General features: G+C 74.7%; 14 protein-coding genes. 3 read left to right on the forward strand and 11 right to left on the reverse strand.

All coding sequences use genetic code 11. The annotated features are described in order from the left end of the window. Nucleotides 1-15: 15 nt before the first annotated feature. The 4 genes from AC1DT4_RS05325 to hisC form a co-directional block, all read right to left on the reverse strand. Nucleotides 16-1,512, reverse strand: coding sequence for a dihydrolipoamide acetyltransferase family protein (locus AC1DT4_RS05325; protein WP_477088727.1), 1,497 nt, complete (start codon nt 1,510-1,512; stop codon nt 16-18). Nucleotides 1,513-1,522: 10 nt separating this feature from the next. Further along, nucleotides 1,523-2,509 carry an alpha-ketoacid dehydrogenase subunit beta gene (locus AC1DT4_RS05330; protein WP_477088728.1) on the reverse strand — a complete coding sequence of 329 codons (987 nt, stop codon included), beginning with the start codon at nt 2,507-2,509 and terminating at the stop codon, nt 1,523-1,525. Continuing rightward, on the reverse strand, nt 2,506-3,651 hold the full coding sequence (gene pdhA, locus AC1DT4_RS05335) for a pyruvate dehydrogenase (acetyl-transferring) E1 component subunit alpha (protein WP_477088729.1): 1,146 nt from the start codon (nt 3,649-3,651) through the stop codon (nt 2,506-2,508). The genes AC1DT4_RS05330 and pdhA overlap by 4 nt, the downstream gene beginning before the upstream one ends. Before the next feature lie 168 nt (nt 3,652-3,819). Further along, a complete protein-coding gene (hisC, locus tag AC1DT4_RS05340; protein ID WP_477088730.1) occupies nt 3,820-4,887 on the reverse strand; it encodes a histidinol-phosphate transaminase in 1,068 nt (355 codons plus the stop codon). A 116-nt stretch (nt 4,888-5,003) separates the two neighbouring features. Here hisC and AC1DT4_RS05345 point away from each other — a divergent pair, with 116 nt between their 5' ends. Then, nucleotides 5,004-5,414 carry a phage holin family protein gene (locus AC1DT4_RS05345; protein WP_477088731.1) on the forward strand — a complete coding sequence of 137 codons (411 nt, stop codon included), beginning with the start codon at nt 5,004-5,006 and terminating at the stop codon, nt 5,412-5,414. Here the strand turns inward: AC1DT4_RS05345 and AC1DT4_RS05350 are convergent. The 7 genes from AC1DT4_RS05350 to AC1DT4_RS05380 all read right to left on the reverse strand — a co-directional run bounded on the left by AC1DT4_RS05350 (nt 5,404) and on the right by AC1DT4_RS05380 (nt 11,206). Then, nucleotides 5,404-6,903 carry a hypothetical protein gene (locus AC1DT4_RS05350; protein WP_477088732.1) on the reverse strand — a complete coding sequence of 500 codons (1,500 nt, stop codon included), beginning with the start codon at nt 6,901-6,903 and terminating at the stop codon, nt 5,404-5,406. The two genes, AC1DT4_RS05345 and AC1DT4_RS05350, sit on opposite strands and share 11 nt — an antisense overlap. Beyond that, nucleotides 6,900-7,142 carry a hypothetical protein gene (locus tag AC1DT4_RS05355; protein WP_477088733.1) on the reverse strand — a complete coding sequence of 81 codons (243 nt, stop codon included), beginning with the start codon at nt 7,140-7,142 and terminating at the stop codon, nt 6,900-6,902. The genes AC1DT4_RS05350 and AC1DT4_RS05355 overlap by 4 nt, the downstream gene beginning before the upstream one ends. A gap of 96 nt (nt 7,143-7,238) precedes the next feature. Next, nucleotides 7,239-7,769, reverse strand: coding sequence for a hypothetical protein (locus AC1DT4_RS05360; RefSeq protein WP_477088734.1), 531 nt, complete (start codon nt 7,767-7,769; stop codon nt 7,239-7,241). Beyond that, nucleotides 7,766-9,037: a DUF58 domain-containing protein gene (locus AC1DT4_RS05365; RefSeq protein WP_477088735.1), complete on the reverse strand. Its 1,272-nt coding sequence runs from the start codon at nt 9,035-9,037 to the stop codon at nt 7,766-7,768. Before AC1DT4_RS05365 ends, AC1DT4_RS05360 begins: the two co-directional genes overlap by 4 nt. After that, a complete protein-coding gene (locus tag AC1DT4_RS05370; RefSeq protein WP_477088736.1) occupies nt 9,034-10,014 on the reverse strand; it encodes an AAA family ATPase in 981 nt (326 codons plus the stop codon). Before AC1DT4_RS05370 ends, AC1DT4_RS05365 begins: the two co-directional genes overlap by 4 nt. Then, the gene (locus AC1DT4_RS05375) at nt 10,011-10,490 is read right to left on the reverse strand and encodes a hypothetical protein (protein WP_477088737.1); all 480 of its coding nucleotides are present in this window, start codon (nt 10,488-10,490) and stop codon (nt 10,011-10,013) included. The genes AC1DT4_RS05370 and AC1DT4_RS05375 overlap by 4 nt, the downstream gene beginning before the upstream one ends. Further along, nucleotides 10,487-11,206: a DUF4129 domain-containing protein gene (locus tag AC1DT4_RS05380; RefSeq protein ID WP_477088738.1), complete on the reverse strand. Its 720-nt coding sequence runs from the start codon at nt 11,204-11,206 to the stop codon at nt 10,487-10,489. Before AC1DT4_RS05380 ends, AC1DT4_RS05375 begins: the two co-directional genes overlap by 4 nt. Nucleotides 11,207-11,319: 113 nt before the next feature. On the opposite strand from AC1DT4_RS05380, the gene purB reads away from it, so the two are divergent. After that, a complete protein-coding gene (gene purB, locus AC1DT4_RS05385) occupies nt 11,320-12,741 on the forward strand; it encodes an adenylosuccinate lyase (protein WP_477088739.1) in 1,422 nt (473 codons plus the stop codon). 273 nt (nt 12,742-13,014) lie between these two features. Then, nucleotides 13,015-13,869: a hypothetical protein gene (locus tag AC1DT4_RS05390; RefSeq protein WP_477088748.1), complete on the forward strand. Its 855-nt coding sequence runs from the start codon at nt 13,015-13,017 to the stop codon at nt 13,867-13,869. The last annotated feature ends 258 nt before the right edge of the window (nt 13,870-14,127 follow it).

A 14,127-nucleotide genomic window follows, 5' to 3' on the forward strand; every position in this document is an offset into this window, starting at 1 on the left:
TCACACGGCGAGCGCTCAGCCCCACACCAGCCCGTGCGACGGGTCGTGCAGCACGCGTGCGACGTCCGCGAGCACCTGCGACCCGAGCGCGCCGTCGACCAGCCGGTGGTCGAAGCTCAGCGCGAGCTGCGTGACGTGGCGGATCTTGATCTTGCCCTTGTGCACCCACGGCTGCTCGCGGATGGCGCCGAAGGCCAGGATCGCCGCCTCGCCGGGGTTGAGGATCGGGGTGCCCGTGTCGATGCCGAAGACCCCGACGTTGGTGATCGTGATGGTCCCGTCGGACATGTCCGCCGGCGTCGTGCGACCCGCCCGCGCGGTCGACGTGAGATCCGCCAGCGCTCCCGCGAGCTCCTTGAGCGTGAGGCGGTGCGCGTCCTTCATGTTCGGCACGACGAGCCCGCGCGGGGTCGCCGCCGCGATGCCGAGGTTGATGTAGTGCTTGTAGACGATCTCCTGCGCGGCCTCGTCCCAGCTGCCGTTGATCTCCGGGTGCCGTCGCACGGCGAGCATGAGGGCCTTCGCGGCGATGAGCAGCGGCGTGACGCGCACGTCGGCGAACTCGCGGTCCGCCCGCAGGCGCTCGACCAGCTTCATCGTCTTCGTCACGTCGACCGTGTGGAACACCGTCACGTGGGGGGCGGTGAACGCGCTGGTCACCATCGCCTCGGCGGTCCGCTTGCGCACCGACTTCACGGGCACGCGGGTCTGGCGGCCGTCCGACGAGACCGTGCCGCTGGCCAGCCAGGGCGCGTCGTCGCCGGGGTACGTGGCCAGGGTCCGCGCCTCGGCCTGCGCGGCGCGGCCGAGCACGTCCTCGCGCGTGACGATGCCGCCGGGACCGGTCGGCGTGATCGAGTCGAGGTCGACGCCCAGCTCCCGCGCCAGCTTGCGGACCGGCGGCTTGGCCAGCGCGTGCCGGGTGGCCTCGCGCTGCGAGGCGGTCGCGGCGGTCGTCGCCGACGCCGGCGAGCCGTCGGCGGTCCGGTCGCGCCGACCCGTGCCCGTCTCGGCGAGCCCGTAGCCCACGAGGACGGCCTCCCGGGCCGCAGCCTCGACGGGCTCAGCCGGCGCCGGTTCGCTCGCGGGCCTGTCGCCCGCGCGGCCGGCCCGGGCCGCCTCGATCTCGTCGGAACCCCCGGGCTCGACGCCCGCGTGCCGGTTGCCGCCGCCGCGGTGCCCGTGCTCGATGGCGCCGCCGGACACGGCGGGCACCGGCGCGGAGACCGGCTCAGCGACCGGCTCGGAGACCGGCGCCTCCCCCGACGGGTCGGTGTCGACCTCGATGATCGGTGTCCCGACGTCGACGGTCTGGCCCGGCTCGACCATGATCCGCGTGACGACCCCGCTCCACGGGCTCGGCAGGTCCACCAGCGACTTCGCCGTCTCGATCTCGACGATCGTCTGGTTGACCTCGACCGTGTCCCCGACGGCGACGTGCCAGGCGACGATCTCGGCCTCGGTCAGGCCCTCGCCCGCGTCGGGGAGCGGGAACTGCTGGAACGTCGGCACTGTCGTCTCCTCAGAAGGCCAGCGAGCGGTCGACGGCGTCGAGGACGCGGTCGAGCCCGGGCAGGTAGTCGTGCTCGATCTTGGCGACGGGGTACGGCATGTGGAAGCCGCCGACACGCAGCACGGGGGCCTCGAGGTGGAAGAAGCACTCCTCGGTGATGCGCGCGGCCACCTCGGCGCCGGTGCCGTAGAGCACGGGGGCCTCGTGCACGACGACGCAGCGGCCGGTGCGCCGGACCGAGGCCGCCACGGTGGCGGTGTCGAGCGGGCTGAGCGTCCGCAGGTCGACCACCTCGATGCTCGTGCCCTCGGCGGCGGCCGTCTCGGCGGCCTTGAGCGCCGTCTGCACGGTGGGGCCGTAGGCGACGACCGTGACGTCGGTGCCCGGGCGGAGCACCTTCGCGGTGTCGAGCGCCGGGTGGGGAGCGTCGATCGCGGCGTCGACGTCGACCTCGCCCTTCTCCCAGTACCGGCCCTTGGGCTCGAAGAACAGGACGGGGTCCGGCGACGCGATCGCCTGCTGGATCATCGTGAACGCCTCGGCGGGCGACGACGGGCTGATCACCCGCAGGCCGGCGGTGTGCGCGAACAGGGCCTCGGGCGACTCGCTGTGGTGCTCGACCGCGCCGATGCCGCCGCCGTAGGGCACGCGGATGACGACGGGCAGCGTGAGCCGGCCCTTCGACCGGTAGTGCATCTTGGCCAGCTGCGTGGTGATCTGGTCGAACGCCGGGAAGATGAAGCCGTCGAACTGGATCTCGCACACGGGCCGGTAGCCGCGCAGCGCCAGGCCGATCGCGGTGCCGACGATGCCGGACTCGGCCAGCGGGGTGTCCACGACGCGGTCGCCGCCGAAGTCCTTCTGCAGGCCGTCGGTCACGCGGAACACGCCACCGAGCGCGCCGATGTCCTCGCCCATGAGCAGCACCTTGGGGCTCTGCTCCAGCGACTTGCGCAGCCCGAGGTTGATCGCCTTGGCGAACGTGATGGTGGTCATCGGTGGCTCCCCTCACCGGACTGGTTGGAGTCCATGAACGACGCCTCGTAGGCCTCGAACCACGCACGCTCGGACTCCACCACGGAGTGCGGCGTCGCGTAGACGTGCTCGAACATCGAGGCCGCCGACGGCCGGCCCATGCCGCGGACCGTCGTGCGGATCCGCTCGCCCAGCGCGTCGCCCTCGGCCGCGAGCGCGTCGAGGAACGACCGCGGCAGCTCGCCCCGCTCCTCGAGGTGCAGGCGCAGCCGGTCGAGCGGGTCGCGCTGGCGCCAGTACTCCTCCTCGGCGGCGGAGCGGTAGCGGCTCGGGTCGTCGGAGGTCGTGTGCGCGCCCATCCGGTACGTGAACGCCTCGATGAACGTGGGTCCGCCGCCGGACCGCGCGCGCTCGAGCGCCTCCGCGGTCACGGCGTAGGTGGCCAGGACGTCGTTGCCGTCGACCCGCACGCTCGGGATGCCGAACCCGGGGCCGCGGTCGGCCAGCGGCACGCGCGACTGCCGGCTGGTCGGCTCGGAGATCGCCCACTGGTTGTTCTGGCAGAAGAAGACGACCGGCGCGTTGTTCACCGCCGCGAAGACGAGCGCCTCGCTCACGTCGCCCTGCGAGGTCGAGCCGTCGCCGAAGTACGTGACCACGGCCGCGTCCCGGGACGGGTCTCCCGACCCGACCGCGCCGTCGCGCTGCAGGCCCATGGCGTAGCCGGTCGCGTGCAGCGTGTGCGACCCGATGACCAGCGTGTACAGGTGGAACCCGTGCGCGAGCGGGTCCCAGCCGCCGTGGTCGATGCCGCGGAACAGGCGCAGCACCTCCGTCAGGTCGACGCCGCGGGTGTGCGCGACCCCGTGCTCGCGGTAGCTGGGGAACACCTGGTCCTGCGCGCGCAGGGCACGGCCGGAGCCGATCTGCGCGGCCTCCTGGCCGAGGCTCTGCGCGAACAGGGCCAGCTCGCCCTGGCGCTGGAGCGACGTCGCCTCGTTGTCGAAGCGGCGCACGAGCACCATGTCGCGGTACAGGCCGCGCAGGGCGTCGGCGTCGAGGTGCGCGATCCGGGGGTCGTAGTCGGGGTGGGCCGTGCGCTGACCGGCGGGGGTCAGCAGCTGCACGAGACCGTCGTCGGTCAGGGGGCCGTTCGGGACCACACGGTTCTCCTTCGCGTGCCGCGGCGGGGTGCCGCTCCGGGTCGGTGTCGGAGCCCAGCAGCTCGAACCTACGTCAGCGTAGGCTACGGCACCGTAGGTTGCGCGAGAAGGACCCCGACAAGCCTCGGCGCGGGCCCTTGTGGACTGTCTACACCCGGCCGCGCAGGCTCAGCGTGCCAGCCACTCCCCGGCGACCTCGAGCAGCAGATCGGTCGCCTCCGGCTCGCCCACGCTGACCCGGACCCCGTCGCCCGCGAACGGGCGCACGAGCACGCCGGCCCGTCCCGTGCGCTCGGCGAACGCCGAGGCCTGGTCGCCGAGCGGGAGCCAGACGAAGTTGGCCTGGCTGTCGGGCACGACCCAGCCCTGCTTGCGCAGCCCGGCCAGGAGCCGCGCTCGCTCCCCGACGATGGCGTCGACCCTGGTCATGAGCTCGTCCGTCGCGCGCAGCGACGCGAGGGCCGCCAGCTGCCCGACGTGGGAGACCCCGAACGGGGTGGACGCGGCGCGGATCCCCGCGGCGAGGCGGGGGCGCGCCACGGCGTACCCGACCCGCAGGCCGGCCAGCCCGAACGCCTTGGAGAACGTGCGCAGCAGCACCACGTTCGGGTGCTCGGCGAACACCGCGAGGCCGTCGGGCGCCTCCGGGTCGCGGACGAACTCGACGTACGCCTCGTCGAGAACGACGAGGACGTCGTGGGGGACCGCGTCCAGGAACACGGCCAGCTCGTCGGCGTGGACGGCCGGGCCGGTCGGGTTGTTCGGGGTGCACACCAGCACGACCTTGGTCCGCGGCGTCACGGCCGCGGCCATCGCCGCGAGGTCGAGGCGTCCGTCCTCGCCCACCGGCACCCGCACGCCGACCGCTCCCGCCAGCGTGATGGCGATCGGGTAGGCCTCGAACGAGCGCCACGGCACGACGACCTGGTCGCCCGGCTCGCACACCGCGGTGAGCACGTGGCCCAGCACCGCGACCGAGCCGCAACCGGTCACCACGTTCTCCGGGGCCACGCCGAGCGAGCCCGCGATGGCCTCGGTCAGCTCGGTCGCGTACATGTCCGGGTACCGGTTGACGTCCTCGGCGGCGTCGGAGATGGCCAGCACCACCGACGGCAGCGGCGGGTACGGGTTCTCGTTCGACGAGAGCTTGAACGCGGCCGCGCCGACGGGGACGCGGGCTCCCGGGACGTACGGCGGCAGGTCGGCGAGCGCCTTGCGGAGGGGGACTCGGGTCACGGGGTCAGCATGCCACCGCCTGCGGCGCCGGCCGGTCCCGACGGCGGCCCGTCGTGACGGACACAACGGGCAGCGCGCCTCGAACCCCCCGGACGCCTCCGTGGCAGGATCGACGTATGGCTTTCCTCGTCCGCGTCCTCATCAACGGCGTCGCCATCTGGCTCGCCACGTTGATCCTGCCCGGGCTCGAGATCGTCGGCGGCGAGACCGGCTGGCAGCAGCTCGGCATCATCCTGCTCATCGCCCTCGTGTTCGGGATCGTCAACGCGATCGTCAAGCCGATCGTGGCGATCCTCTCGATCCCCCTGTACATCCTCACGCTCGGCCTGTTCACCATCGTGGTGAACGCCCTCATGCTCATGCTCACGGCGTGGATCACGGAGGCGACCAGCTGGGGTCTGCGGATCGACAACTTCGGAGTCGCCTGCTGGGGCGGCATCATCATCGCGATCGTGAGCCTGGTGCTCTCGGTCCTCATCCCGGGCAGCAGCCCGGAACGCTCCACCTCCGTGGAGGTCAGCTACTAGGCCACAGCCGCGGTGGCTGCGCGGCCACCTGCGCGGGCTCGCGCGTCGCCTGGAACTGCCGCGTGACCGCCGTTGTGCCGGGCGGACCGAGCACGGAGCCCGCCGCCTCGTCGAACGACCGCAGACCGGGGCTGCCCGCGAGCTCGACGTCGGCGAGGGCTGCGGTCTCGACGTAGCGGGCTGCCGAGTGCGCCTGCAGAGGGGTCGGGACCACCGGTCCACCCGTCGACCCCAGGTCGCGCGTGACGACGGTGACCTGCGCCCCCGTGAGGTCGGGCACGCCGTCCAGCTGCGGCACCGCGTCCTCGCGGTGGCGGTAGTGCCGCACCTCCACCCCGGGCGGCGCGGGCCGCGGGATGTCCGGCGTCCCGGCGGTCGCGACCGCCCGGATCGTGTACGTGCCGCCGACCGCCGCCGCCACCGACATCGCGACCATGCCGCCCTGGCTGTGCCCGGCGAGCATCACGGGGTCGTCGGCCCCGATGCCCGAGAGGCGCATGGCCTCCACGACCGCGTCGGTCAGGTCGTCGGGCAGCCCCGCCAGCAGGCGGCCGTTGGTGGTGAGGTCCATCGGCGTCGTCGCACCGAGGTCCCAGCTCTCCGTCCCCGGGATCTCGACCACCCAGGCGCGGGAGCCGTCGGGATGCGTGAGCTGCTGCACGGAGACGACCCCCGGCGGCGTCCCGAGCAGGCCGGTCTCGGTGCCTCCCTCGTAGGTGCGCGCGACGTTGGCCAGCACGCCCGCCGTCGTCCGGGGCGCCGGGAGCTGGGGCGGCCGCGCCCGGACGAGGAGCGCGGTCGGCCCCGCCGCGGGTAGCGGACCGAAGAGGGTCGCGGCGCCGGCCGGGACGGGCCGCAGGCTCGGGACCTGCACGCCGGGGGCGAGGCCGCGGACGAACGCGCCGACGGCGAGGATCCCGAGCTCCGCCCGACCGTCCGCGGTCAAGCGACCCGGCAGGGCGGCGGCCACCGGCCGGGCGCGCGCGAGCAGCGCGGGGAGCACCGGTTCCGGCCGGCGGAGGAGCACGGACCGGACCACGCTGCCGGCGACGAGCGTGCCCACGCCCGCCACGACGAGGGCGACCGCTCCGACGCCGAGCAGCGCCGCCACCACCGGCGCCTCGCCCAGCCGGCCCGCGCCCCCGACGACCGCCGACCTCAGCGCCCGGTGCGCCGCCGACTCGGCCCCGGCGTAGAGCTCGACGACCCGGCGCAGCGCGTCGACCAGCTCGCGCAGCCGACCGGCGGCGCGCCATGGCGACCCCCGGCCGTCCCGTGCGGCCACCACCGCGGACCGCGCCGCGCGTGCGGACGGGCTGACCCCGCTGCACGCCTCGACCGCGCGCGTCAGGGACCAGGCTGCGGCGTCGAGCCGGTCGGCCGCGTCAGACAGCCGCCGGCACAGGAACGTGAGCTCCTCGACGTCGACGGCCGTCGGCCCGGGCCCGCCGACCACGCGGAAGCCGCCGCCGTGGTCCGCGGCGCTCACAGCCCTGCCGCGCCGCCGAGCACCGGCGAGGCGTCCGCGACAGCGACCRGGCGGACGGCCAGCTCGACGGCCGCCCGCGCCTCCCGCACCCGCACCTGCGCCTCACCCAGAGCCGCGCGGAACCGGTCCGCCGCACCCGACTCCCACTCCACGCCCGCGGCGCCGAGCAGCAGCCGGTGCGCCTCCGCGACGTCGTCCAGTGCCCGGTACACCTGCGACAGCCCCTGCTCGCTCTGCATGCCGAGGACGCTAGGAGGCGGGAGGGGCGAGAGCCGGGCCGTCGCCGAACCCGTGGACCGGCCCACCTGATCGAGGGGCTGTGGACGGCTCGAGTGCTAGCCGGCGGGTCGCGGCAGGAGCAGCGCCGACGCGCCGATCGCCGCCACGAGCGCCAGAGCACGCCACAGGTCGCCGTCGCCCACCGACACCCCAGCCAGCACCGTCGCGACCACCGCGAGCACCTGCGCCCCCACCTGCACGACCGCGACGTCCCGCGCGGTCGCGGCGAGCACGGCCGCCTCCACCTGCGTCCGCCACGAGGCCCGCGCGGCCACCGCACCGGCCCACAGGGTCAGGTGCACCAGCAGCACGAGGGCCATCACGACGCCGAGCGCGGGCGCGTCGCCGACGAACAGCCGCGTCGCCGCCACGAGGACCACGAGGGCCGCCAGGCCGAGGCCCGGGTACACGACCGTCGCGCCGACCAGGACGACGAACGCCCCGACGAGGAGGACGGGCGGACGTGGACCTGTGCCGGCGAAGGCGACCGCGAGGGTCGCCCCGGAGAGCACCGCGAGCGCGGCCCGGACGACCCAGGCGGGCACGGGTCGGACCAGGTCGATCGTGACCTCCGGCACCGCGCTCATCGCGACGCCCCGGCCCGCCGCTGCGCGCGCCGCGCGAGCGACGCCAGCGAGATGTGGGGCGCGTCCCGCCACGTCACCAGCTCCACGTCGAGGTCCGCCAGGTCGGCCAGCCGGTCCTCGCGCGCCAGCCGGATGAGCCGCAGCGCGAGCCGCTCGCGCTCGCCCAGCGCGTTCTCCCGCAGCGTGGGCAGGACGTCGACGGCGATCACCCGGTGGCCGGCGCGGCGCCAGACCGCCGCCACGACGGCCGCCTCGTCGTCGAGGAACGTGGAGAACAGCAGGACGAGCGCGCCCGACGGCACCTGCGGCGCGCGGAGCCGGCGCAGGGGGTCGCCCTCGGGACGCGTCAGCGCGAGCGCGTGCCGGATGCGGTCCAGCTGCCGGCGGCCGCCGCCGGGCKGGAGCGGCCGGCGCAGGGCGCCGAGGTCGTCGAGCCCCACGCGGTCGCCGAGCCCGAGGTAGCCCTGGGCGGCCGAGGCGGCGGCCTGCCGGGCGAGGTCTAGCGACGTCGGGTCCTCCGCGCGGGCGGGCACCGAGCCGCGCCACGTCCGCGGGTCGGGGCCGACGTCGTCGCGCGAGTCCACCACCAGCACGACGACCGCCTCGGCGAGCGCGTGCTCACGCCGGACATAGAGCTCGTGCAGGTCCGGGGCACGGCGCGCGGTGACCCGCCAGTCGATCCGTCGCAGCCGGTCCCCGGGCGCGAACGGGTGGACGTCGCGCAGGCCGCCGCCCTCGCCGGGCCGCCGTGACTCGTGCGCGCCGGTGAGCCCGCGCAGCCGGGGCGGCAGCGGGAGCTCGCCGAGTGGGCGCGGCGCGGGCAGCACGAGCGCGGCGCGCGACACGGCCGGCGTCGGCTCGGACACGCTCGCGGCGCCGGGCCCCACGCCCTGGGCGTCGACGAACGCGAGCTCCTGCGGCCCCGTGCGGACCGTGTGCACCACCAGCGGCAGCGTGCGGGAGCCGTCGACGCGCACCCACGCCTCGGCCAGCTCGCGAGCCCCGCGCCGGACGCCGACCAGCACCCCGCCGGGAGACTCGACGACGACGTCGGCGCGCAGCGTCCCCGCCTCGGGCGGCACGTCGGACGCCACCAGCCGCACGGTCGGGTCCGCGGAGGGCCGCCGGCGCCAGTCCCACACGCCGGCCACCAGGGGCGCGGCGCCGAGCACGGCGACGTCCGGACGGCCGAGCAGCGCACCGACGACCACCAGCACGAGGCCGACGACGACCCCGGCGGCCGTCGCCCGCGAGCGCACCCACGTCATCCGCGCCTCGCCGTGGTCGGGCCGGCGACCCGCTTGAGCACGTCGTCGACGACGCCCTGCGGCGCGGTGCCGGTGGCCCACGCCTGCGGGGTCAGTGAGAGCCGGTGCGCGAGGGCGGGCACGGCGACCGCCTTGACGTCCTCGGGCGTGACGAAGTCCCGTCCGGACAGCACCGCGAGCGACCGCGCGACCAGCACGAGCGCCTGCGACCCACGGGGCGAGGCGCCCACCTCGACGGCGTCGTGCGCTCGGGTCGCCGCGGCGAGGTCCACGCAGTACCGCAGGATGTCGTGGTCGACCGTGACCGCCTCGACCCCGGCCTGCATCGCGCGCAGCGTGACGGCGTCCACGACGGTCCGCACCGTGCCCATCTCCTGGCGCCGCGCCAGCCGGCGCGACAGCACGTCGACCTCGGCGTCGCGGTCCGGGTACCCGACCGCGAGCCTGACCATGAACCGGTCGAGCTGGGCCTCCGGCAGGGGGTAGGTGCCCTCGTACTCGACGGGGTTCGAGGTCGCGACGACATGGAACGGGTCGGGCAGCGGGTACGTCTGGCCGTCGACGGTGACCTGGCGCTCGGCCATCGCCTCCAGGAGCGCCGACTGGGTCTTCGGGGCGGTCCGGTTGATCTCGTCGGCCAGCAGCAGCCCCGCGAACACCGGGCCCGGCCGGAACGCGAACGACGCCGTGGACGGGTCGAAGACGCTCGAGCCGGTGATGTCCGACGGCAGCAGGTCGGGCGTGCACTGGACCCGCCGGAACGTCAGCCCGAGCGCGGTCGCCAGGCTGCGCGCCGCGAGCGTCTTGCCCAGGCCGGGGACGTCCTCGAAGAGCACGTGGCCGCCGCCGAGGATCGCCGCGAGCGCCACCTTCACGGGTTCGTGCATGCCGACGACGAGCGTCGCGACCTCGTCGAGGACGGCGTTCCCGCGGTCCGCGACCTGCGCGACGGTCAGGGTGGTGGGCTGCTCGGTCATGTCTGCGGGCTCCCGGTGTCGGTAGGGCTGGGGCGCCTCGGTCCGAGGCGGTCGAGCACGTCGAGGGTGTGCCGCACGTCCGCGATGGACGGCAGCGGTGACTTCGTGCGGGTCAGCGTGGTGAGCGCCCGAGTGCCGATCAGCTGCTCGGCGCCGGGGTCCTCCAGCGTCAGCCCGTGGCGCGCGAGCCGGCGGCGCGCGACCTCCTTGAGCCGCCGCAGCACGCGCTCGCCCACGCGGCCGTCGCGCGCGACCATCGCCCACGCGAGGTCCTGCACCTCGCCGCGGGCGCCGTGCCGGCGCGGCGAGCGATCGCGGTCCCACCCCGGGTCGGGCGTGCCGTCCAGGCGGGTGAACAGCAGGACGCCCGCCGCGACGAACAGCCCGACGAGCGCGGACGTCTGGACCGTCAGCCCCGCCGCCCAGGCCCCGAGGCCGCCGACGCCGAACCCCACGAGCGGGCGCCACTCCCTCACGACTCCTCCGTCCGGTGCCCGAGGTCGTCCGCGATCGCCGCCAGGCTGGACCGGGCGGCGGCGACGTCGTCGGGCGTGAGCACGTGCTCGGAGTACCGCGCCGCGAGGTACAGCTGCAAGAGGGCCCGGGTCGCGTCGGGGTCCGCGCGCGTGGCGTCGAGCACCTCGACGGTGAACTCGGTCGCCGTCTGCGCGCGGGAGCGCACCAGCCCGCTGCGCTCCGCGGACGCCTCGAGCGCCACCCACGCCGCGATCACCGCGTCACCGGGCGGCACCTCGTCCTCCAGCACCTGCGCGGCTCGCCGGACCCCCTCGCGCAGCGCGGGCGTGGCACTGTCGAGCACGTCGCCGCCCAGCTCGACGTCGGGGTCCGCCGCGTCCACCTCGTACGGGGCGTGCCGCGCGCGCATCAGCCGGATCCGCTTGACGACGAGGAACACCGCGAACACCAGCAGCGCCCCGATGATCGCGATGACCACGAGGTAGATCCAGCGCTGGGCCTGCATCGGGATCCGCACGCCGTCCAGCGCGGACTCCACCGGCACCGGCGTCGAGGTGGCCGGCGGCGGGGAGAACGGGGGGATCTCGAACGGCTCGCCGCCCTTGGCCCGCTGCCCCAGCCGGAACGGTCCGGCCAGAGCCGCGCCGAGGACGGCGACGACGACGAACGCGCCGACCAGCAGCAGGGCACTCGGCCTGCGCTCCTGCGTCGCCACCGTGCTCCTCGCCCTCCAGGACCGGCGACCCCCGCCGGTTCGCACAGGCTACTGACCGCGTCCGGCCGCGGACGGCGCCGCACCCGACCGGGCCGCTCTGGGATGATGACGGCATGTCTTCACGCGTCACGCTCGCGGATGTCACGCCGCCCATCGCCCTCGGCCCGCTCGACGGCCGCTACCGCGCCGCGGTGGCGCCGCTGGTCGACCACCTGAGCGAGGCGGCCCTCAACCGCGAGCGGGTGCACGTCGAGGTCGAGTGGCTGATCCACCTGACGACGAACGCGGTCGTCCCCGGTGCGCCGAGCCTGACCGACGACGACGTCGCGTACCTGCGCGACGTCGTCGCGACCTTCGGACCCGACGAGGTCGCCGAGCTCGCGGCGATCGAGAAGATCACCGTGCACGACGTCAAGGCCGTCGAGTACTTCCTGAAGAGCCGCCTGGCGGCCGCGCCCGAGGGCTCCGCGCTGCGCGAGGTGGGCGAGCTGGTGCACTTCGCGTGCACCAGCGAGGACATCAACAACCTGTCGTACGCGCTGATGGTCCGCGGCGCGGTGCGGGAGGTCTGGGCACCGGCAGCGGGCGCGCTCGTCGACCAGGTCGCGGGGCTCGCGCGCGAGCTGGCCGACCAGCCGATGCTCGCCCTCACGCACGGGCAGCCCGCGACGCCGACCACGCTCGGCAAGGAGCTCGCGGTCCTCGCGCACCGGCTCCGCCGCCAGCTCGTCCGCATCGACAGCGACGAGTACCTGGGCAAGCTCAACGGCGCCACGGGCACCTACGGCGCGCACGTCGTCGCGGTGCCGGGCGCGGACTGGCCGGCCGTCAGCAGGTCGTTCGTCGAGCACCTGGGCCTCACCTGGAACCCGCTGACCACGCAGATCGAGTCGCACGACTGGCAGGCCGAGCTCTACGCCGACGTGGCCCGGTTCAACCGCGTGCTGCACAACCTGGCCACCGACGTGTGGACGTACATCTCGCGCGGCGTCTTCATCCAGATCCCCGTGGCGGGCGCGACGGGTAGCTCGACCATGCCGCACAAGGTCAACCCGATCCGGTTCGAGAACGCCGAGGCCAACCTCGAGCTGTCGAGCGCCCTGCTGGACACGCTCGCGAGCACCCTGGTGACCAGCCGCCTGCAGCGCGACCTCACCGACTCGACCACGCAGCGCAACATCGGCCCGGCGTTCGGGCACTCTCTGCTGGCCATCGACAACGTCGCCCGCGGGCTGCGCGCCCTGTCGGTCGACGCGGTGCTGCTGGCCCGCGAGCTCGACGAGAACTGGGAGGTGCTGGGCGAGCCCGTCCAGTCCGCCATGCGCGCGGCGTCGGTCGCCGGCGTCACCGGCATGGAGAACCCGTACGAGCGGCTGAAGGAGCTGACCCGTGGCCGCCGGCTGACGGCGGCGGACATGCGCGGGTTCATCGGCGGCCTCGGGCTTCCCGACGACGTCGCCGCGCGTCTCGCGGCCCTCACGCCGGCCTCGTACACGGGCCTGGCGCGCGAGCTCGTGGCCTACCTGGACGCCTGAGGGGCCGGACTACACCCCGAACGCCCCGGCACGTCCATCGGCACTGCGCCGAACGGGTGACCGGGCGGCGTCCGACCACCATCTTCTGCCGTCCGCCGGACAGAAGCCGAACCGTTTCGACGGAACCGCTCTCAGACGCGCTGACCTGCGATTTCACACGTATGAGTGACCGCTTCTGGACAGGTGCCCTATAGGGCCTGCACAATCGTGCACCGACCGGTCTGAAAGATCCGGTTCACCCCATTTCTGGCAAGGATGCCCATCGTGACGCTCATGCAGAAGGCGATCACGCCAGCGCTCACCCGCGCTCACCTCACCGCGGGACACGACCGCCTGGCGGGATACGTGGTACGCGCCGAGGACGTCGACTTCGCGACGACTCCGGCGCAGCTGTTCGAGGTGCACGGCCTGGGGTACGAGGGGTCCCCCTTCAGCCCGTACGACCGCTCGATCGACGTGCTCCGCTTCGAGTCGTCCCCCCAGCTGCAGTACCGCGACGTCCCCGGCTACATCCTCCCGCTGTGGTGGCTGCGGCACTCGCGCATCCCCCCGGGTGCCGAGCTTGTGCGGATCTACGACAACGGCACCTCCACGCTGCTCGCCCGCTACGGCGACGTCGGCGCCGGCTGGACGGTCACGCAGCTGGGTGCCCCGCGCCCGTCGCTCGCGTCGCTGTCGCGCTGCGTCGGTCCCGTCGCCAAGTGGCACGGCGCCTACCTGGAGGCCGACGTGGTCGACGGCGGCCACACCGTGGTCCTCGCCCTCGCCAACCCACCGCTCGCCGAGACCGGGTTCCACCAGTCGCCGTCGGGCCGCTGGTACCGGCGCGTGGCCCGCGAGGACGTCACCGAGCTGTTCGAGCTCGACCTCACCGCTCGCTGGAACGGCCTCCACGTCCGCGTGGTCGACCAGTGGCAGGACGCCCAGCGCTACGTGGTCGCCCGCATCTCCCACCTGGGCGACGACATCGAGCGGGCCGAGCGCCTGCACCTCAACCGCGTCGAGGCCGGCGTGTACGAGGGCATCGTGTACGCCGCCGAGCTCACCGACATCCAGACCAACCAGGTGGTCCCCCACACCTGGGCCCCCGGGCCTGCTGCTCCTGCGCAGCAGGTGGTGCGCTCCTGAGCGCACTCCCCGAGGGTTCCCGAACCAGGGTCACGCCAACGGCGATGTGACCCTCGCGGGACGCGTGCCGGGCCTGGCCCTCCCCCCCGTCCAGGCCCGGCACGCTCCGAGCTCCCGACCGCTCAGCGCGCGTCGGGCACCAGGGTGGGGACCGGGATCGACGCGAGCTCCGCCAGGGCGGCCGCGTACGTCATCGCGTCGCCGGCCCGCGCGGCCTCGCGGGCGCGGACCGTCGGGCCGTGCAGGGCGGCCCGGGTG

This window comes from Cellulomonas sp. P4_D11 (assembly GCF_056401915.1).

Excerpts from the sequence above, each read along its gene's own strand:
- AC1DT4_RS05330 (WP_477088728.1), bottom strand. The coding sequence starts at position 2,509 with ATGACCACCATCACGTTCGCCAAGGCGATCAACCTCGGGCTGCGCAAG.
- AC1DT4_RS05345 (WP_477088731.1), top strand. The coding sequence starts at position 5,004 with ATGGCTTTCCTCGTCCGCGTCCTCATCAACGGCGTCGCCATCTGGCTC.
- AC1DT4_RS05360 (WP_477088734.1), bottom strand. The coding sequence starts at position 7,769 with ATGAGCGCGGTGCCGGAGGTCACGATCGACCTGGTCCGACCCGTGCCC.
- AC1DT4_RS05370 (WP_477088736.1), bottom strand. The coding sequence starts at position 10,014 with ATGACCGAGCAGCCCACCACCCTGACCGTCGCGCAGGTCGCGGACCGC.
- purB (WP_477088739.1), top strand. The coding sequence starts at position 11,320 with ATGTCTTCACGCGTCACGCTCGCGGATGTCACGCCGCCCATCGCCCTC.
- AC1DT4_RS05390 (WP_477088748.1), top strand. The coding sequence starts at position 13,015 with ATGCAGAAGGCGATCACGCCAGCGCTCACCCGCGCTCACCTCACCGCG.